This is a genomic window from Streptomyces triticirhizae (genome assembly GCF_003696235.1).
Classification (GTDB): Bacteria; Actinomycetota; Actinomycetes; order Streptomycetales; family Streptomycetaceae; genus Streptomyces; species Streptomyces triticirhizae.
On record NZ_RFFJ01000002.1, the window covers coordinates 1 to 17,031 of the forward strand.

Genomic DNA, 17,031 nt, shown 5'->3' on the forward strand with positions numbered 1-17,031 from the left:
CGGGGGGGGGGGGGGGGGGGTTGGGGGGGCCCGGCCCTGGAGCGGCCGGCCCCGGCGCCCCGCCCGTTCACGGGGTCAGCGCTGTTCCAGCCACTCCGCCTGCGCCTCGTTGAGCTGCTCGGCCAGGTCGTCGGCGAACTCCTGGGCGGTCATCTCGCCCAGCAACAGCCGCTGGAAGTTGGGCTCGCTGCCGGACTTGGTGATGTCGTTCCAGTCGGGCAGGTAGTAGGGCAGCTGCACGATGGTGGTGTTCTCGTCGTTGAGCGCCTCGACCGCGGCCTGGGTGGGCGGCGCCTCGGCGATCCACGGGTCGTCCAGCACGGCGGTGTTGGACGGTATCTGGCCGGCGGACTCGTTCCAGCGGCTGTTCATCTCGTGGGAGAGGGCGAACTCGATGAAGGTCCAGGCCGCCTCCTTGTTGTCGCTGGAGCGGAAGAGGCCCAGGCCGTCCACCGGGTTGGAGACGAAGGTGCGGCCGCCGCCCTCCTCGGAGGTCGGCATCGGCAGCCCGTCGACGACGCCCTCACCGAAGGCGGCGGTGTGGTCGCCGTAGGAGCCCAGGTTGTGCTGGAGCATCCCGACGGTGCCGCCGGTGAACGTGGCGACCATGTTGGTGAAGTCGCTGTTGAGGTCGGCCTCGGGCGTGACGCGGTTGTACAGGTCCACGTAGTTCTGCAACGCCTCGACGTTGGCCGGGTCGTTGACCGTGGTCTGGTCGCCGTCCCAGAAGCTGTCGATGCCGGACTGGGCGTACATCATGTCCAGGGCCTGGGCGATGGAGCCCTCGCCGCCCCTGAGGGTGAAGCCGAACGCGTTGTTGGCGCGGTCGGTCAGGGCCTCGGCGGCGGTGAAGAAGTTCTCCCAGGTGGTGGGGGGTTCCAGCCCGGCCTCGTCGAAGAGGTCGGTGCGGAACCAGATCACGCCCTGGTTGGCGGAGGTCGGCACGGAGTACGCCTCCTCGCCGTCGCCGACGGTGGAGCGCACGCTCTGGAGCATGTTGGGGATGAGCTGCTCCTCAAGTCCGCTCTCGGCGAGGCGGTCGTCCACCGGGTCGAGGGCGCCCTGGGCGACGAGGTTGGCCAGGTAGGAGGTGGAGACGCCGCCCACGTCGGGCAGCCCGTCGCCGCCGCCCTGGATGGCGGCGTCGTACTTGGACTGGACGTCGGCGATCGGGACGCCCACGTACTGCACCTCGATGTCGGGGTGCTCCTCGTGGAAGGCGTCGATGATCTCGTTCCAGATCTCGGTGCGGGCGCCGCCGTTGTTGTCCCAGAAGACGATCTTTCCGGTGCCGTCGCCCTCGGCTCCGGAGGAGGTGCCGTCGTCCCCGCACGCGGTCGCGGTCAGGGCCAGGACAAGCCCGGTGGCGGCGACGATGGCGCCCCGGGTCCGCTGTGTTCTCATCGGTGCTCCTCGGTGAAGGTGGTTGCGTGTGCGGTTGTTCATGGGGGTGCTTGCGGGGGTCTGGCGGCGGCCGGGAGGCGGCGCGGGCCGTCGTCCTCAGGTGGGGCGCGGGCGGCCGGGGGCGGCGGCCCAGGGGGCGCCCAACTCGGAGTAGAGGGCGAGCCGCTCGGCGCCCTCGGCGGTCAGCCGGTCGATGCCGCGCAGCACCCGGCGGACGCCGGCGGCGGTGCGTTCCTCGTGCCAGTGCGCGGGCGAGAGGGCCACCGGGTCGGGCGCGGTGCGCACCGCCTCGACCAGCCGCATGAAGCCGCCGGTGCGCTCGGGCGGCACCAACAGCTCGGCGCCTTCGCGGAGATGGGCGACCAGGTTGGCCAGCAGGTCGGTGCGGGGGTGCTCGGTGACCACCGGGTCGCGGCCCGGGCGCTCCAGCCGCACCCGGTCCTCCTTGTACCAGAACGTGATCCGGCCGGCCTCGCCGTGCACCACCACATAGGGCTCGCCCGGCCGTTCGGCGCAGAGCGTCACGGCGGTGACCAGCTCGGTGCCGTCGGCGGTGCGCAGCCGGGCGCAGGAGGTGTCGTCGGCGTCGATGGCGTTGACCCGGTACAGCTCCAGGTCGATCGCGGCCAGGTCCTCGGCGCGGTCGGCGCCCGCGATGCGCAGGGCGGTGGCGACGGCGTGCGCCAGCGGGTTGGTCAGCACGCCGTCCACCACGTCGCGCCCGTCGAGCCGGCGCAGCCCGCCCCACGGCGCGCGCCCCCAGTACGCCTCGTCGCGCACCCACGCGCCGGCGGCGCCCAGTCCGGTGACCCGGCCGATGACGCCGTCCCGCACCAGCTGCCTGATGTGCTCGATGGCGCCCGAGCCCAGCGACTGGAAGCCGATCTGGCAGGCGGTGCCGGCCCGTTGGATGCCGTCGGTCAGCTGCCGGAACGCGGCCAGCGAGGGGGTGGGCGGCTTCTCCAGCAGCAGGTGGACGCCCCGGGCGGCGGCGGCCAGGCCCAGCTCGGCGTGGGTGTGGATGGGGGTGCAGACGATGGCGACCTCGGCGCCGGTGCGCTCCAGCAGGGCGGGCAGGTCGGGTGACTGCTCGGGCTTCCCGAGGCCGGCCAGTTCCTCGTCGGCCAGCGGGGTCAGCTCGCAGACGCCGACCAGCCGCACCAGGCCGGCCGCCGTGAGCCGGCGAAGGTTGGCCAGGTGCCAGTGGCCGTGTCCCCTGGCCCCGGCCAGCACCACCGTGACGGGCTCGTTCATCCCTTGACCGCCCCCGCGCTGAAGCCGGTGATCAACCAGCGCTGGATGAACGCGAAGACGATCACCACCGGCACGGCGGCCACCACGCCGCCGGCCGCCAGCGCCCCCAGGTCCACGCTGTCGGAGCCGAGGAGGGTGTTGAGCCCGACCGGAATCGTCTGCCTGTCCTGGGAGTTGAGGAACATCAGCGCGAACAGGAAGTGGTTCCAGCTGTGCACGAAAGCGAACGAGCCGACGGCGACCAGCCCGGGGCGCAGCAGCGGCAGCACCACGGCGAGGAACGCCCGCAGCCGGGTGCAGCCGTCCACCCACGCCTGTTCCTCCAGGCTGGGTGGCACGTTCCTGATGAACCCGCTGATCAGGATCATCGACAGCGGCAGCTGGAAGACGGTCTCGGCGAGGATCACGGACCACAGCGAGTTGAGCAGCTGGAGTTCCCGGAAGATCTCGAAGAGCGGCACCAGCATCAGCGCCCCGGGAATGAACTGCGAGCAGAGCAGCGCCAGCATGAACGGCATCTTCAGCCGGAACCTGAACCGGGCCAGCGCATAGCCGCCGGAGAGCGCGACCAGCAGCGTCATCAGCATCGAGGCGATGCCCACATACATGCTGTTGACGAAGTAGGTGTCGAAGCCGCGTTCGTTCCACACCTTGGCGAAGTGCTCGCCGGTGATCGGCCAGGGCACCAGGGAGTCGGAGCCCGGCTCGCGGAGCGCGAACAGCAGCATCCAGTAGAAGGGGACCAGCGTGAACAGCAGGTACACGCCGAGCGGAACGTAGATCTGCCAGCGCGGCGGCTCGTCGTAGGAGCGGCGACGTTTCCTGGAGTCGCCGGGCGGTGCGGGGGGCGCGTCGAGCGCCGGCTGCGGCGTGGTGAGTGCGGCGGTCACTTGTCGTCGCCTCCGAACTTGCTCAGACGCAGATAGAGAATGGAGCAGAACAGCAGGATCACGAAGGCCACCGTGGTGAGCGCCGCCGCATAGCCGAACTCGTTTCCGTGGATTCCGGTCTGCGCGACATAGAGCGGCAGCGTGGTGGTCTGGCCGGCCGGGCCGCCGTTGGTCAACGTGTAGAGCAGGTCCACGTTGTTGAACTCCCAGACGGCGCGCAGCAGCGTGGAGAGCACGATGGCGTCGCGCAGGTGCGGCAGGGTGATGTGGAAGAACTGGCGCACCCGGCTGGCGCCGTCCACCGAGGCCGCCTCGTAGAGGTCCTTGGAGACGGACTGGAGGTCGGCGAGGATCAGAATCGCGAAGAACGGCACGCCGCGCCAGAGTTCGGCGATCACCGCGCCCCAGAAGACGGTTCCGGTGTTGGACAGCACCGACGTTCCGTACTCGCCTATTCCGGCGTCCGCGAGATAGCGGCTCAGACCGGTCGAGGGGTTGTAGAGCAGAATCCAGATGGTGCTGGTGAGCACCCCGGAGACCGCCCAGGGCGAGAAGACCAACGCGCGGGCGGCGGCCCTGCCGACAAAGGTCTGGTTGATGATCAGCGCCAGTGCCAGTCCGAAGACCAGCTGGAGCGAGACCTCGACAAAGACCCACTGGGCGCTGAAGGCCAGCGTCTCCCAGAAGAACGGGTCGTCGGTGAAGATCTCCCGGAAGTTCTCCAGGCCGGCGAAGCCGTTCCGCCAGGGTTTGGTGACGTTGTAGTCCTGGAGGCTGTAGTAGAGGACGCTGAACATGGGATACGCGATGAATCCCAGCATCAACAGCCCGGCGGGCGCGAGCAGCACATAGGGCAGCGAACGTGGGGAACGTCCGGCGCGGCGGCGCCTCGGCCGGGTCCGTTCCGTCGCGGCGTCGGCCATGACCGCTTCTCCGTTCTCGACGGGCGGGCGCGCGGTGTGGAAGCGCTCCCGCGAGGGGGTCGGTGGGACCCCTGGTCGGTTGGAAACTGGCGCGGATCGGGGCGATCCGGAGGCCACTCAGCCCGCGTGGGGCTCGGGGACCTCTCCCTCGCGGGAGAGGAAGGCGAAGTCGCAGCCGGTGTCGGCCTGGGTGATGTGCTCCTGGTAGAGCGCGCCGAAGCCTCGGCCGTAGCGCGGCTCGGGCGGGCGCCAGGCGGCGCGGCGGCGTTCCAGCTCGGCGTCGTCGACCTCGAGGCGCAGGGTGCGCGCGGCGACGTCGAGGGTGATCAGGTCGCCGTCGTTGACCAGCGCGAGGGGGCCGCCGACATGGGACTCGGGGGCGATGTGCAGCACGCAGGCGCCGTAGCTGGTGCCGCTCATCCGGGCGTCGGAGAGCCGCACCATGTCCGTGACGCCCTGCTTCAACAGGTAGTCGGGGATGGGCAGCATCCCGTACTCGGGCATCCCGGGGCCGCCCAGCGGGCCGGCGCCGCGCAGCACCAGCACGCTGTCCGGGGTGATCTCCAGGGCCGGCTCGTTGATGGTGGCCTGCATGGTGCGGTAGTCGTCGAAGACCACGGCCGGGCCGGTGTGCTTGAGCAGCCTGGGCTCGGCCGAGATGTGCTTGATCACCGCGCCGTCGGGCGCCAGGTTGCCCCGCAGGACCGCCAACCCGCCCTGTTCGGCGAGGGGTTGGTCCAGGGTGCGGATGACCTCGGTGTCGTGGGTGGCCGCGCCGGCCAGCTGCTCGCGGAGCGTGGCGTGCGCCACGGTCGGCCGGTCCAGGTGGAGATGGTCCTCGCCGAGCCGGGCCAGCAGCGCGGGCAGGCCACCGGCGTAGTAGAAGTCCTCCATCAGGAACCGGCCGCCCGGCCTGATGTCGGCGAGCACCGGCACCTCGCGGGCGATCCGGTCGAAGTCCGCCAGCTCCAGCGGCACCCGGGAGCGGCCGGCCATCGCGATCAGATGGATGACGGCGTTGGTCGAGCCGCCCAGCGCCAGCACGGTCGCCACCGCGTCCCGGTAGGCGTCGGCGGTCAGGAAGCGGGACAACCGGGCGTCGGTCCACACCAGTTCGACGATCCGCCGGCCGGCGGCGGCCGCCATCCTGCTGTGCGAGGAGTCCACGGCGGGGATGGCCGCCGCGCCCGGCATGGTCACGCCGAGCACCTCGGCCACCGAGGCCATGGTGGAGGCGGTGCCCATGGTCATGCAGGTGCCGGGGGAACGCGCCAGGCCGCACTCCAGTTCGGCCAGCTCCGCGTCGCCGATCCGTCCGGCGCGCCGCTCGTCCCAGTACTTCCACATGTCGGTGCCTGAGCCCAGGGTCTCCCCGCGCCAGTGGCCGCGCAGCATCGGCCCGGCCGGAACGAGGACCGCCGGCAGGTCGGCGCTGGCCGCGCCCATCAGCAGCGCCGGCGTCGTCTTGTCGCAGCCGCCCAACAGCACCGCGCCGTCCACCGGATAGGACCGCAGGAGTTCCTCGGTCTCCATCGACAGCAGGTTGCGGTAGAGCATCGGGGTCGGCTTCTGGAACGTCTCGGAGAGCGTCGCGACCGGGAACTCCAACGGGAAGCCGCCGGCCTGCCACACCCCGCGCTTGACGGCCTCGGCCCGTTCGCGGAGGTGCTGGTGGCAGGGGTTGATATCGGACCAGGTGTTCACGATCGCGATCACCGGCTTGCCGAGGTGCTCCTCGGGGAGATAGCCGAGCTGCCGGGTGCGCGCCCGGTGGCTGAACGAGCGCAGGCCCTCGGTGCCCCACCAGCGGTGGCTGCGCAACTCCTCGCTCGTCAGCCGCCGTTCGGCCGTCCCGTCCTGGTCGGCCGCCCGGTCCCGCCCGGTGGTCGGCTCCGGCGCGGAGCCCGTCGGGTGTTTCTCGGTCACGGCAGCTCCCATCCCTTCACCATCGTCGCGACGCGCTCCCGTTCGGCCGGCGGCAGCACCGTGCTGGGCGGGCGGATGTCGCGGCGGCACAGGCCCAGCGCGGCCAGCGCCTCCTTGACCACGGTCACGTTGTTGGCCGACTGCCGCTCGGCGCGCAGTTCCTCGAACGGGCGGATCAGCTCCCACACCCGCATCGCGGCCGGGTGGTCGCCGGCGCGCAGCGCGTCCCGCATGGCCAGGGAGACCTCGGGCGCCACGTTGACCAGCCCCGAGGTGAAGCCGGTGGCGCCCGAGGCGAAGTAGCTCGGCGCCCACAGCTCCGCCAGCCCGGCCACCCACACGAAGCGGTCGAGGCCGGCGTCCCTGGCCACGGAGGCGAAGCGCACGACGTCGGGCACCGCGTACTTGACGCCGATCACATTGGGGCAGGCGGCGCCCAGCCGGGCGATGGCGGCGCCGTCGATCGCGGGATTCCGCAGATAGGGCACCACGCCCAGGTCGGGGACGGCCTCGGCGATCGCGCGGTGGTAGTCCACCCAGCCGTCCAACGACACATAGGGGTGGACCGGTTGGTGCACCATCACCATCCGCGCCCCGGCGGCGCGCGCCTCCAGCGCCGAGGCGACGGCCGACGGCACGTCCTGGCCGACCCCGACGAGGATCTGGGCGTCGGAGCCGGCGGCGCCGACCTCGGCGAGCGTCAACTCGACCTCGATCCGCCGCTCCTCGGGGGTGAGGGCGTAGAACTCGCTGGTGTTGCCGTTGGGGGTAAGCGCTTGCACGCCGGACACGAGAAGACGACGGATCAGCGTGCGGTAACTCTCCTGATCCAGTTGGTCATTCTCGGTAAACGGGGTGACCGGAATCGCCACCACATCCGCCAACGCCGCTCGCTGCGGCGCGAAGTCGGTCATGCCGACGCCTTCCTCTCGCCCGTGTCGGTGGTCTCGTCGCCGGTTTCCGCGCCCTCGACGGTCTCCCCCGCAGGGAACGCCCGCTCGACGAAGCCCCTGATGTGCGCGGCCAGCAGCTCCCCCGCCCGGTCGGCCTCGCCGCCCTCGGCGGCGGCCAGGATCAGCCGGTGCTCCTCGGCCTCCCGCTCCCAGCTGGGCAGGGTCTGCCAGACGAACGACGACACCAGCGCGGCCTGGTCCCGCAGGTCGTCCAGCATCCGCACCAACAGCGGGTTGCCGCACGGCAGATAGAGCGCGCGGTGGAAGTCCCGGTTCGCCAGGGAGCGTTCCGCGCTGTCCTCGGCCTCGTCGGCCCGGCCCAGCGCGGTGTGCGCGGCGGCCAGCGCGGCGCCGTCCCGCACGGTGCGCCGCAGCGCCTCCGGCTCCAGGAGCAGCCGCACGTCGTAGACGGCGCGCGCCATGTCGGCGTCCACGGCCCGGACGGCCGCGCCCCGGTACTCGCTCATCACCACCAGCCCACGACCGGCCAGCGTCTTGAGCGCCTCCCTCACCGGGGTCTTCGACACCCCGAACCGCGCGGCCAGTTCGGTCTCGACCAGCGCGGTCCCCGGCGCCAGCCCACCGGTCAGGATCGCGTGCGTCAGATGCTCCAGGACGAACTGCGTCCGGGAGGGAATGGGCACCGGGGCGGCGCCGGACAGTGGTGCTTTCATGCGGGTTTGGCCCTCGGTTCTCGGGTCTCATCTCGGGGTTCGACGCTCGCATATGGCATCTCGTATATGACATATGGCGTACGACGCGCGGTCCGACGAACGGTAGGACCCGACCGGGCCGGCGTCAACGGATCGGACGGAACGAGGAGTTCGGAACCGGTTCCGGGTGCCGCCGGCGGGACGCCCAGGCGGGTCGGGCCGCCCTGTCGTCCCGGCGTGTCACATCGGGACGCCCCGGTGCGTCATCTCTGTGACCCCCGTCGAGCGAGAGAAAAGTCGCCCATGAACGAACGCGAGTATCTGGCCGAGCGTTTCGAGGAGCACCGACCCCGACTGCGGGCCGTGGCCTACCGGATGTTGGGCTCCCTGAGCGAGGCGGACGACGCCGTGCAGGAGGCGTGGCTGAAGCTCAGCCGCACCGGGCGGGAGGGCGTGGACAACCTCGGCGGCTGGCTGACCACGGTCGTCGGGCGGGTCTGCCTCACCATGCTGCGCTCGCGGACGCGGCGCGGCGAGCAGCCGCTCGACGGCCATGTGCCGGACCCCGTGGTGGACGGGCCCGACGGGATGGGCACCGGCGATCCCGAGGAACGGGCGCTGCTGGCCGACTCGGTCAGCCTCGCCCTGATGGTCGTGCTGGAGACGCTCAACCCGGCCGAGCGGCTGGCGTTCGTCCTGCACGACCTGTTCTCGCTGCCCTTCGACGACATCGCCCCGCTCATCGGCCGCGGCGTTCCGGCGACCCGGCAGCTCGCCAGCCGGGCCAGGCGGCGGGTCCGGGGCGCCGCGCCGCCCTCGGACACCGACCTGCCCACCCAACGCCGCGTCGTGGACGCCTTTCTGACCGCCGCCGCCGGCGGGGACCTGGAGGGGCTGATGGCGGTGTTGGACCCGGAGGTGGTGCTCAGGTCGGACGACGGCCCGGGGCGGCCCGGCACCGTGCTGCGCGGGGCGCGCGCGGTGGCCGGCGGGGCGTTGGCCTTCGCCCGGATGACCAGCGGCAGCCGTTCGCTGCTGGTCAACGGCGGCCCCGGCGCGATCGGCGTGACCGGGGGCCGGGTGACCTCCGTCGCGTCGTTCACCGTGTCCGGCGGCCGGATCGTGGCGATGACCGTCCTGGCCGACCCCGAGCGGATCGACGCCCTGGGACTGCGGCCGGTCTAGGGTGGCGCGCGGAGGGACGGCGGGAGGAACGCGGGGCCGCGCCGGGACGCCTCCGGCGCTGGAGGCCCCGCCGCACCACGGCGTCCGCCGCCGCGTCACGCGGGGTGCCGGTGCTCGTCAACGACCGCCTCGATCACCCCCCTTGTGCCGGCGGCGGCGCGCTCGTCGCCCCCGGCGAGCGCCGAGGCGTGGTCGACGAGCGCCTTCCACAGGGCCCAGCCGCGCCCCCGCGCCCAGGCGCCCTCGGCGACGGCGCCCCCGAGCCGCGCGCGGAAGGCGGCGCGTGAGTCCCCGGAGAACAGGGTCCAGGCGATCGCCAGATCGCAGGCCGGGTCCCCGACGCCGCAGGTGCCGAAGTCGATCACGCCGGCGAGCGCGCCGCCCTCCACCAGCAGGTTCCCCGGGGCGACATCGCCGTGGAACCAGGCGGGCCGCCCGTCCCAGGCGGCGTCGAGCGCCGCCCGCCAGATCCGCTCCGCCTCCCCGACGTCCAACCACCCGCCGGTCGGCCGCCCCTCCAGGGCGCGGAGGGCGTCCCGCACCTGACCGTCGTAGGTGGTCAACGGGCCGCCCCGGAACCAGTTGTGCCGCCCCGGGGCCGGCCCTCCGGCCGGATCGACCTCGCGCAGCGCCGCCAGGAAGGCGGCGAGATCGACGGCGAACCGCGTCGGGTCCGCCGGCGCGGAGCGGCTCGCCGGCTCCCCCGGCAGCCAGCGGTAGACCGACCACGGGTGCGGATATCCCTCGCCAGGACCGCCCCCGGCGAGCGGGACGGGCACCGGCTGCGGCAGCCGTCGCGCCAGCACCGGCAGCCAGCGGTGCTCCTTGGCGACGGCGAGCGCATAGGGCGCGGCGCTCGGCAGCCGCACCACCAGCTCCTCACCCAGCCGGAACGTGCGGTTGTCCCAGCCCTCGTCCGCCACCCGGCGCACCGGCAGCGCCGCCCACGCGGGGAACTGGGCGGCCAGCAGCCGCCGCACCAGCCCCTCGTCGGCGGGGAAACGCTCGGGCACCGGCCCGATCCCGGCCCCCTCGCCGCCCGCCCCGCCGTTCGTCCCGGTCAACTGCCGCTCCCCTCCCTGTCGTTCCCGGCCGGACCGCCCGCCCGTCCGGCCCGCCCCCACCGTCAGCCCACACCCTAGAGGCCGCCACTGACAGACACCCTCCACGACTCTCGGCGCCCACTCGCCCGCCACCTCTCCCCTCGGTCAGGAAAGTTGAGCCGAGACTTGGCAACTTTGCTGCCGATCGGCTATATAAGAAGAGACGCGACACACACCCTGTCGACACGGGAGGAGTGACCGATGATGCTCATGCGTACCGATCCCTTCCGGGAGTTGGACCGGCTCACGCAGCAGGTGTTCGGGACGGCGGCCAAGCCGGCGGCGATGCCGATGGACGCGTACCGCGACGGAGACACCTTCGTCGTCGAGCTGGACCTGCCGGGAGTCGAGCCGGAGTCCATCGACCTCGACATCGAGCGCAATGTGCTGACCGTCAGGGCCGAGCGGCGCCCCAGCGCCGGCGAGGGCACCGAGCCGGTGATCGCCGAGCGCCCGGTGGGCACGTTCAGCAGGCAGCTGTTCCTCGGCGAGACCCTGGACACCGACCGGATCGACGCCAGCTATGACAGCGGCGTGCTGCGCCTCCGCATCCCGGTGGCCGAGCAGGCCAAGCCCCGCAAGATCGCCATCTCCGGCGGGAAGCGCCCCAAGGCCCTGCGCGGCTGACCCCACACGGGCGGGCCGGCCCCCGGCGGCCGGCCCGCCGAGGCCCGGGACCGCGCCCGCCCAACGGGCCAGCGCAGCGGGCGCGTTCAGCCCTCCGGCGCGAAGAAGGCCGCCGTCGCCGCGGCGGCCCGCTCCGCCGCCTCGGCCGGCGCGCCCGAGGCGACATGCGCCGCGCGCCAACGCTGACTGACATCCGTCACAAAGCCTCGCCCCTCGGGCGCGGTGTGGAACTTCTCCTTGTCGGGCAGCGGCTCGCCGGCCAGATGGAGGGCGAGCCCCAGCAGGGACAGGTCCCAGCCGATGCCGGTGGCCCCGGGCCCGTACCGTTCCCAGAACTCCGGGTCGCCGACCGACGCGTGCTCCAGCGTCAGCCGGGTCGCCCCGTAGTCCTCGGCCGACAGTTTGAGGGTGACCTCGGAGACGTCGGCCTCCGTCACGTTCTCGCCGTAGACCCAGGTCACCCTGAGCAGGTGCGGGCGTTCGCAGGCGAGGATCTTGCCGCCGGCGTTCCCCTCCAGCTGGTAGCTGCCGCCCTCGCGGAGGTCCCCGGTGACCGGCGCCAGCCAGCGCGCCAGGCGTTCCGGGGTGGTGCAGGCGTTCCAGACGTCCTCCAGGGTGGCCTCGTAGCGGCGGCTGAGCACCACCGTGTGGCCGTCCCCGGCGGGGATGCGGCGCCGGCCCACCTCGCGGTGGACGGCGTTGATGTCGTCAATGAAGTCCGCCATCGTCGGCCTTCCTTCTCGCGTCTCGCTTGCCTCGGGCCAGCTCGGTGCCCAGCGCGTCCAGCCGTTGCTCCCAGAACCGGCCGAAGCGTTCCAGCCAGGCGTCCACCTCGCGGAACCGGTCGGGCGCCACCGCGTAGAGCCGGCGCGCGCCCTCGGGGCGAACGGTGGCGAAGCCCGACTCGCGCAGGACGCGGAGGTGTTGGGAGACGGCCGGCTGGGAGATGCCGAACTCGGCCCGGACGACCTCGGTGACGGCGCCGGCGGGTCGCTCGCCCTCGGCGAGGAGTTCGAGTATCCGCCGCCGGACCGGGTCGCCCAGCACATCCAGAGCGTGCATGGCGACCACCCTACAAGTTCTGCTTATATAAGCCAGAACTTAGGCGAGGTCGGAACGAGGACAGAGAGAACGGGGCCGCCCCCGGCCGGGGGCGGCCCCGTGGGTCACCGCGCACGGGCCTCAGGCGTCAACCGAAGCGGCGACCTCACCACTCCGCTCGACCCGGGACGACGACACGGCCACCGACCCCGCGCCCGGGGCCGGCCGACCCCTGCCGGGCGACCGGGAGACACCGTGCCGGATGCCGTGCCCGGCGTGCACCCCCTCCGCGAAATCCCTGAACGACCTGGGCAGTTGCCCTATGACGCGACGCATCACGGCCTCCTCCTATACTGGTCTGTAAAGCTGGATCCAGAGTAGGTATACAGATCTGTAAATGCAAGGGGATTACACGCCATGCCGACGGACTCATCCGAGGTGGACCCGCTGGAGCTGACACCGGGCGCGCAGCGCATCCTGGAGGTGGCCTCCGAGCTGTTCTACCGGCGCGGAATCCACGCCGTCGGGGTGGACACCATCGCCGCCGAGTCGGGCGTCACCAAGCGCACGCTCTACAACCGCTTCGGCTCCAAGGACAACCTGCTGCGCATCTACCTGGAGACCAGGGACCGCCGATGGCGTGAACTCATCGCCGACCGCCTGGCCAAGGAGGACAAGGAGGAAGGGGACCCGCTGCGGCGGGTGTTGACGCCGTTCGCCGTCCTGCCCGAGTGGCTGACCGAGTCCGACCGGGGATGCAGCTTCGTGAACGCCTTCGCCGAGCTGCCCGAGCGCGACCACCCGGGGAACCAGGTGATCAGGACCGAGAAGAAGTGGCTGCGGGAGTTCTTCCACGACCGGATCGTCGAGGCCGGGATCGCCGAGCCGACCGCGCGGACGCTCTCCGTCCAGCTGCTGGCCCTCCACGAGGGCGCCATCGTCAGCAACGCCATCGCGGAGGAGTCGGGCGCGGCCCGGGCCGTGACGGAGGCGGCCAGCGCGCTGGTCGGCGCCGCGCTCCCGGCTCGGTAGCCGACGCTCCCGCTCGTAGCCGCGCCCCCGGCGCGCCGGCCCGAGAACGCGCCTGGCGCGCCACCTCCCGGCGCGCGCCCGGCGCGGGCTTCAGCGCGCCTCGTCGAGGCCGGCCACCACCCGGCCGAGCGACTCGTGGAGCGCCCGCCGTTCCTCCTCCGGCAGGGCGAGGACCGGCGCGATGCCGGACCGATAGCTCTCGCCCAGCTCGGCCCTGCGGCGGCAGCCCTCATCGGTCAGCGCCACCAGCTTGACCCTGCGGTCCTTCGGGGCGGCGCGCCGTTCGACCAGGCCGCGCCGCTCCAGGCCGTCCACGATCCCGGTCACATGGGAGGCGTCGCAGGACAGCACCTCGGCCAGCGAGCGCATCGGCGTCGGCTCCTCCAGCCTGGCCAGCAACGCCGCCTGGGCGACGGGCAGTTCGAGGCGGCCGGCGGCCCGCCGGAACTCGGCCCGCAGCCGGTCGGCGACCTGTAGAACCAGCCGCGCCAGCTCGGGCGTCAGCGGATCGCTCTCCTGGCTCATGGCCTCATGCTAGCCCCTTACTTCACCAACTCAACCGTTGAGGAACTCAAGCTTTTGATCTAGTCTCACCCCAACTACTTGACTCACTCAACCTTCGATAGTGCCAAGGGCCCGGGACGAGCACGGGCCCGAGCACCGAGGAGCGCGCACCATGACCTCTGGACAGACCTCCGAACAGCACCCCGAGCGGACCTCCGAACGCCCCCTCGACCCCGCCGCCGAGCCGGTCAGCGACAGCCCCGTCGGCTGGGTCGCCAACCATGTGCGCGGCTATCTCGCCACGGACGGCCGGAAGGGCCACCGTTACCAGGGCTGGAACACCCTGCTGCTGACCACCCGGGGTCGCCGCTCAAGCCTGCTGCGCAGGACCGCGCTGATCTACGGGGAGCACGAGGGCCGCTATCTGCTCGTCGCCTCCAACGGCGGCTCCCCCCGCCACCCCGCCTGGTACCTCAACCTCGTCGCCCACCCCGAGGTCGGCGTCCAGGTCGGCGCCGAACGCTTCACCGCCCTCGCGCGCACCGCCGACCGACGGGAGAAGGCCCCGCTCTGGGCGCTGATGACGGAGATCTTCCCGCTCTACGACACCTACCAGAACGCCACCGAACGCCCGCTCCCGCTGGTCGTCCTGGAGCGCCGGGAACCCGGCGGGCTCAACGGGCTCAACGGGCTCGGCGAGACGGGCCCAGCTCCGGCTCCCTGACCCAGCCGCGCTCGGCGAGCGCGGCGCCCATCGGCGTGCGGGTGTGGAACGCGGTGCGGCCGCGCCGCACGGTGCGCACCAGCCCCGCCCTGCGCAGCACGCCCAGGTGCTGGCTCGCCGACGAGGGCAACACCCCGACGCGGTGGGCCAGTTCGCCGGTCGTCCCGTTCACCTCCAGCGCCTGGAGCACGGCGGCCCTGGTGTGCCCGAGCAGCGCGGCCAGCGACACCCGGTGGCACTCCTCCTCGCCCTCCGGCACCGCGAGGTCGTCCGGCGGCCGGTGCTCCACCGGGTAGACCAGCGTCGGGGCGTGGTGCTCGTTCAGCAGCGTGATCCCGGTCTCCAGGCAGAAGAACGAGGGCACGAGCAGCAGCCCCCGGCCGCCCAACACCAGGTCCTGGTCGACCGGATAGTCCACCTCAAGGGCCGGCGGGCGCCAGCGCAGCGCGGGCGGCAGCGTGCGCAGCAGCCCCTCCACGCCGTCGGCGAGCAACGCCGAGGCCCGCCGGGAACGGTCGCCTGCCGTCTGCGCCTCGATCCGTTCCCAGGACGGGGCGATCGCCGCCGCGTGGTAGGCGGTCAGCGCGGTGCCGAGCCGTTCGGCGGCGCCGGGCGCGCCCCGCCAGAGCGCCTGCGCGAACGGCGCCCGCGCCCGGCGCGCGTCGAGCGGTTCGAGATCCCGCCGCAGCTCCCGGCGCGGCGTCCCGGCCACCCGCTCGACGGCCGCCCGGACGTCGCGGTCGGGAACGGAGGGGGTCAGGAAGTCGGGGAAGTACCCCCGGGGCGGCACCAGCGTCGCCAACAGCCGCCAGTCGGGCGGCAGTCGGCCCGCACCCGACGCCGCCACGAGCGCACCAACGGGCCGCCGTCCCGCCGTTGGAAGCGGTGGAGGCTCAACACCGTCTCCCACAGCGGCGACGCCTCGGCCAGGCGGGTCCGCCCCAGATCCTCGCCCGTGAAATGGACACGCAGCACTGCACACCCCCCGATGCGCGACACTCACGGGCACCCAGTGAAGCACAAATCCGTCGATCCCCCCAGGGGCCGGACAGGCCCCCACCAGAGGGACCTTCCCCCCGGAACGGCAACGGGAGCGGGCCGGCCGGAACGGGAACGGCGCGACGGGAACGGACGCGGCGGCTCAGGCCCGGGAGCGCGCCTTGAACGCCGCCTTGCGGGCCTGCTTGGCCAGCTGCCGGTCCGGGTGCATCCGCCCCACGGCCTCCAACACCTCGGCGGTGGCCGGGTGTTCGGTGCGCCAGGCGCGGTCGAGGAAGGCGCTGTGCTGGTCCACCAGGCCGGTGACCAGCTCCCGCAGCTCCGGAACGCTCTCCTCGTCGGCCACGGTGCCGAGTTGGGCGGCGAGGGTGTCGATGGTCAGCCAGAAGACCATCTCCTCCGGCGGCGGCGGCACGTCCGCCGCGCTCCGCTCCACCAGCCAGACGCGGGCGAGGCCGCCCAACTCCGCGTCGTCCAGCACCTCGCGCAGCGCCGGCTCCGCCTCGGCGCCCAGCAGCGCCAAGGCCAGCTGGCAGCCGAGCCTGCGGGCCGGGCCCGCCGGGTCGTCGCCCCGCGCGGCCACCAGCAACTCCCGTGCGGCGGCGACCGGTTCGCGCTCGCCCAGCCACAGCTGGGCCTCCTCGGTCGCGTCCGACGGCGCGCGTTCGGTGAGGGCGTCGAGCAGCGCGCCGGCCGGCGCCCCGGCCAGGTCGCCGACCGCCGGCACCGCGACGCCGGCCGCCGCCATCCGGCCGCGCACACCGTGGAAGCCCAGCGGGGTCAACCGCACCTGGCCGTAGCGGGCCAGGTCGTCCACGTCGGCGTCGCCGATGTCCTCGAAGCCCTCGGGCGCCCCGTCCTCCCCGTCGTCGCCCAGCACCTCGTCATCGATCGGCCGGTACTCCACGATCCCGGTCCCGGCCAGCACTGGGAACCACTCGTCCAGCCGGACGACCAGCGCGGAGACGTCGGCCAGCGCCTCGTCGGTCAACTCCTCGGTCTCGTCGGGCAACAGCACGGCGGCGGCCAGCATGGGCAGCGGCAACGGGGTGACGCCCTGGCCCTCCTCGTCGGTGACGCCCAGCAGATAGAGGTGGCCCAGCACGCTGTCCAGCAGCCCGGACTCGGCCTCCGCGTCCCACTCCAGGGCGTCCAGGTCGATGGCGTCGGGGGCGAGTTGGCCGTTCTCGTCGAAGAGCCCGGCGAGATCCTCGCCCAGCAGCTCCTCGAAGCTGGGCGTGGCCACGTCGGCGAGCACGGCCTCAAGGCCCTCGCCCCACACGTCGAGGATCTCCTCGGGGTGGCCCTCGGCCAGGTCGGCCAACTCCGGGGCGCGCGCCGCGAGGCCGACGGCCGCGTCGTCCCCGATCGCCAGGGGCTCGTCGTCGTCGGCCTCGGCGCGGTCATCGGAGTCGGCCCCGCCGTCCTCGGCGAGTTCCTCGTCGTCCTCGGTCTCGGTGACGGTGACCAGGCCGGAGTCCACCGCGAAGTTCCACGCCTCGACGGTCTCCGCCTCGCCCTCCGGGGCGTCGCCCAGGCCGAGTTCCTCGATCGCCTCGGCGAGGCGGGGGCTCAGCAACTCGCCGCCGGCGCCCACCGGAACGCCCTCGCCGGCCCAGCCGGCGAGCCGCAGGGCGCGGGAGAACAGCGGCGAGGCGAGCGCCTGCCGGGCCAACTCGGCCTCGGACGGCAGCCGTACGGGCGGCATCATGGGACGGTCGTCCTTGGGGTCGAGCGACATGGTGAAACAGACTCCTCGGGCGGGTGGCTTCCCGCCGGCGGTCGGGGCGGTCGGGCAGGTCACCAGCGTAGA

The 17,031-nt window shown here is 72.9% G+C and carries 17 protein-coding genes; 4 read left to right on the forward strand and 13 right to left on the reverse strand.

Annotated elements, in window-relative coordinates; genetic code table 11:
* Nucleotides 1-75: 75 nt before the first annotated feature.
* The 7 genes from EBN88_RS00590 to EBN88_RS00620 form a co-directional block, all read right to left on the reverse strand.
* Nucleotides 76-1,404: an ABC transporter substrate-binding protein gene (locus tag EBN88_RS00590; protein WP_122181771.1), complete on the reverse strand. Its 1,329-nt coding sequence runs from the start codon at nt 1,402-1,404 to the stop codon at nt 76-78.
* A gap of 96 nt (nt 1,405-1,500) precedes the next feature.
* Entirely contained in the window at nt 1,501-2,658 is a 1,158-nt protein-coding gene (locus EBN88_RS00595) for a Gfo/Idh/MocA family protein (protein WP_122181772.1), read from the reverse strand.
* Entirely contained in the window at nt 2,655-3,548 is an 894-nt protein-coding gene (locus tag EBN88_RS00600) for a carbohydrate ABC transporter permease (RefSeq protein ID WP_122181773.1), read from the reverse strand. Before EBN88_RS00600 ends, EBN88_RS00595 begins: the two co-directional genes overlap by 4 nt.
* Nucleotides 3,545-4,471 carry a carbohydrate ABC transporter permease gene (locus EBN88_RS00605; RefSeq protein WP_122181774.1) on the reverse strand — a complete coding sequence of 309 codons (927 nt, stop codon included), beginning with the start codon at nt 4,469-4,471 and terminating at the stop codon, nt 3,545-3,547. Before EBN88_RS00605 ends, EBN88_RS00600 begins: the two co-directional genes overlap by 4 nt.
* A gap of 117 nt (nt 4,472-4,588) precedes the next feature.
* The gene (gene araD, locus EBN88_RS00610; RefSeq protein WP_122181775.1) at nt 4,589-6,409 is read right to left on the reverse strand and encodes an L-arabinonate dehydratase; all 1,821 of its coding nucleotides are present in this window, start codon (nt 6,407-6,409) and stop codon (nt 4,589-4,591) included.
* Nucleotides 6,394-7,311: a dihydrodipicolinate synthase family protein gene (locus tag EBN88_RS00615; protein ID WP_122181776.1), complete on the reverse strand. Its 918-nt coding sequence runs from the start codon at nt 7,309-7,311 to the stop codon at nt 6,394-6,396. Before EBN88_RS00615 ends, araD begins: the two co-directional genes overlap by 16 nt.
* Nucleotides 7,308-8,024, reverse strand: coding sequence for a GntR family transcriptional regulator (locus tag EBN88_RS00620; protein WP_122181777.1), 717 nt, complete (start codon nt 8,022-8,024; stop codon nt 7,308-7,310). The genes EBN88_RS00615 and EBN88_RS00620 overlap by 4 nt, the downstream gene beginning before the upstream one ends.
* 282 nt (nt 8,025-8,306) lie before the next feature.
* On the opposite strand from EBN88_RS00620, the gene EBN88_RS00625 reads away from it, so the two are divergent.
* Nucleotides 8,307-9,188, forward strand: coding sequence for a sigma-70 family RNA polymerase sigma factor (locus EBN88_RS00625; protein WP_122181778.1), 882 nt, complete (start codon nt 8,307-8,309; stop codon nt 9,186-9,188).
* A gap of 95 nt (nt 9,189-9,283) precedes the next feature.
* Here EBN88_RS00625 and EBN88_RS00630 read toward each other — a convergent pair whose 3' ends face one another.
* Nucleotides 9,284-10,252 (reverse strand): aminoglycoside phosphotransferase family protein, encoded by a 969-nt coding sequence (locus EBN88_RS00630; protein ID WP_233580354.1) that lies wholly within the window; start codon nt 10,250-10,252, stop codon nt 9,284-9,286.
* 240 nt (nt 10,253-10,492) lie between these two features.
* On the opposite strand from EBN88_RS00630, the gene EBN88_RS00635 reads away from it, so the two are divergent.
* A complete protein-coding gene (locus EBN88_RS00635) occupies nt 10,493-10,918 on the forward strand; it encodes an Hsp20/alpha crystallin family protein (protein ID WP_122181779.1) in 426 nt (141 codons plus the stop codon).
* Nucleotides 10,919-11,004: 86 nt separating this feature from the next.
* Here EBN88_RS00635 and EBN88_RS00640 read toward each other — a convergent pair whose 3' ends face one another.
* Nucleotides 11,005-11,643, reverse strand: a complete 639-nt coding sequence (locus EBN88_RS00640) for an SRPBCC family protein (protein ID WP_122181780.1) — start codon at nt 11,641-11,643, stop codon at nt 11,005-11,007.
* Nucleotides 11,627-11,980, reverse strand: coding sequence for an ArsR/SmtB family transcription factor (locus EBN88_RS00645; RefSeq protein WP_122181781.1), 354 nt, complete (start codon nt 11,978-11,980; stop codon nt 11,627-11,629). Before EBN88_RS00645 ends, EBN88_RS00640 begins: the two co-directional genes overlap by 17 nt.
* 396 nt (nt 11,981-12,376) lie before the next feature.
* Between EBN88_RS00645 and EBN88_RS00655 the strand changes: the two genes are divergently transcribed.
* A complete protein-coding gene (locus tag EBN88_RS00655) occupies nt 12,377-12,991 on the forward strand; it encodes a TetR/AcrR family transcriptional regulator (RefSeq protein WP_122181783.1) in 615 nt (204 codons plus the stop codon).
* A 90-nt stretch (nt 12,992-13,081) separates the two neighbouring features.
* Here EBN88_RS00655 and EBN88_RS00660 read toward each other — a convergent pair whose 3' ends face one another.
* Nucleotides 13,082-13,516 (reverse strand): MarR family winged helix-turn-helix transcriptional regulator, encoded by a 435-nt coding sequence (locus tag EBN88_RS00660; RefSeq protein ID WP_122181784.1) that lies wholly within the window; start codon nt 13,514-13,516, stop codon nt 13,082-13,084.
* Nucleotides 13,517-13,667: 151 nt separating this feature from the next.
* Between EBN88_RS00660 and EBN88_RS00665 the strand changes: the two genes are divergently transcribed.
* A complete protein-coding gene (locus EBN88_RS00665; protein WP_122181785.1) occupies nt 13,668-14,219 on the forward strand; it encodes a nitroreductase family deazaflavin-dependent oxidoreductase in 552 nt (183 codons plus the stop codon).
* Here the strand turns inward: EBN88_RS00665 and EBN88_RS00670 are convergent.
* On the reverse strand, nt 14,179-15,066 hold the full coding sequence (locus EBN88_RS00670; RefSeq protein WP_199742207.1) for an ArsR/SmtB family transcription factor: 888 nt from the start codon (nt 15,064-15,066) through the stop codon (nt 14,179-14,181). The genes EBN88_RS00665 and EBN88_RS00670 overlap by 41 nt on opposite strands.
* A 294-nt stretch (nt 15,067-15,360) precedes the next feature.
* The gene (locus EBN88_RS00675) at nt 15,361-16,959 is read right to left on the reverse strand and encodes a hypothetical protein (protein WP_122181786.1); all 1,599 of its coding nucleotides are present in this window, start codon (nt 16,957-16,959) and stop codon (nt 15,361-15,363) included.
* Nucleotides 16,960-17,031: the final 72 nt, after the last annotated feature.

Bases quoted from the DNA above. Each gene is read 5' to 3' on its own strand.
- EBN88_RS00615 (WP_122181776.1), bottom strand. From the start codon at position 7,311: ATGACCGACTTCGCGCCGCAGCGAGCGGCGTTGGCGGATGTGGTGGCG.
- EBN88_RS00655 (WP_122181783.1), top strand. From the start codon at position 12,377: ATGCCGACGGACTCATCCGAGGTGGACCCGCTGGAGCTGACACCGGGC.
- EBN88_RS00660 (WP_122181784.1), bottom strand. From the start codon at position 13,516: ATGAGCCAGGAGAGCGATCCGCTGACGCCCGAGCTGGCGCGGCTGGTT.
- EBN88_RS00620 (WP_122181777.1), bottom strand. From the start codon at position 8,024: ATGAAAGCACCACTGTCCGGCGCCGCCCCGGTGCCCATTCCCTCCCGG.
- EBN88_RS00635 (WP_122181779.1), top strand. From the start codon at position 10,493: ATGATGCTCATGCGTACCGATCCCTTCCGGGAGTTGGACCGGCTCACG.
- EBN88_RS00625 (WP_122181778.1), top strand. From the start codon at position 8,307: ATGAACGAACGCGAGTATCTGGCCGAGCGTTTCGAGGAGCACCGACCC.
- EBN88_RS00590 (WP_122181771.1), bottom strand. From the start codon at position 1,404: ATGAGAACACAGCGGACCCGGGGCGCCATCGTCGCCGCCACCGGGCTT.
- EBN88_RS00605 (WP_122181774.1), bottom strand. From the start codon at position 4,471: ATGGCCGACGCCGCGACGGAACGGACCCGGCCGAGGCGCCGCCGCGCC.
- EBN88_RS00665 (WP_122181785.1), top strand. From the start codon at position 13,668: ATGACCTCTGGACAGACCTCCGAACAGCACCCCGAGCGGACCTCCGAA.
- EBN88_RS00645 (WP_122181781.1), bottom strand. From the start codon at position 11,980: ATGCACGCTCTGGATGTGCTGGGCGACCCGGTCCGGCGGCGGATACTC.
- EBN88_RS00640 (WP_122181780.1), bottom strand. From the start codon at position 11,643: ATGGCGGACTTCATTGACGACATCAACGCCGTCCACCGCGAGGTGGGC.
- EBN88_RS00675 (WP_122181786.1), bottom strand. From the start codon at position 16,959: ATGTCGCTCGACCCCAAGGACGACCGTCCCATGATGCCGCCCGTACGG.
- araD (WP_122181775.1), bottom strand. From the start codon at position 6,409: ATGGGAGCTGCCGTGACCGAGAAACACCCGACGGGCTCCGCGCCGGAG.
- EBN88_RS00595 (WP_122181772.1), bottom strand. From the start codon at position 2,658: ATGAACGAGCCCGTCACGGTGGTGCTGGCCGGGGCCAGGGGACACGGC.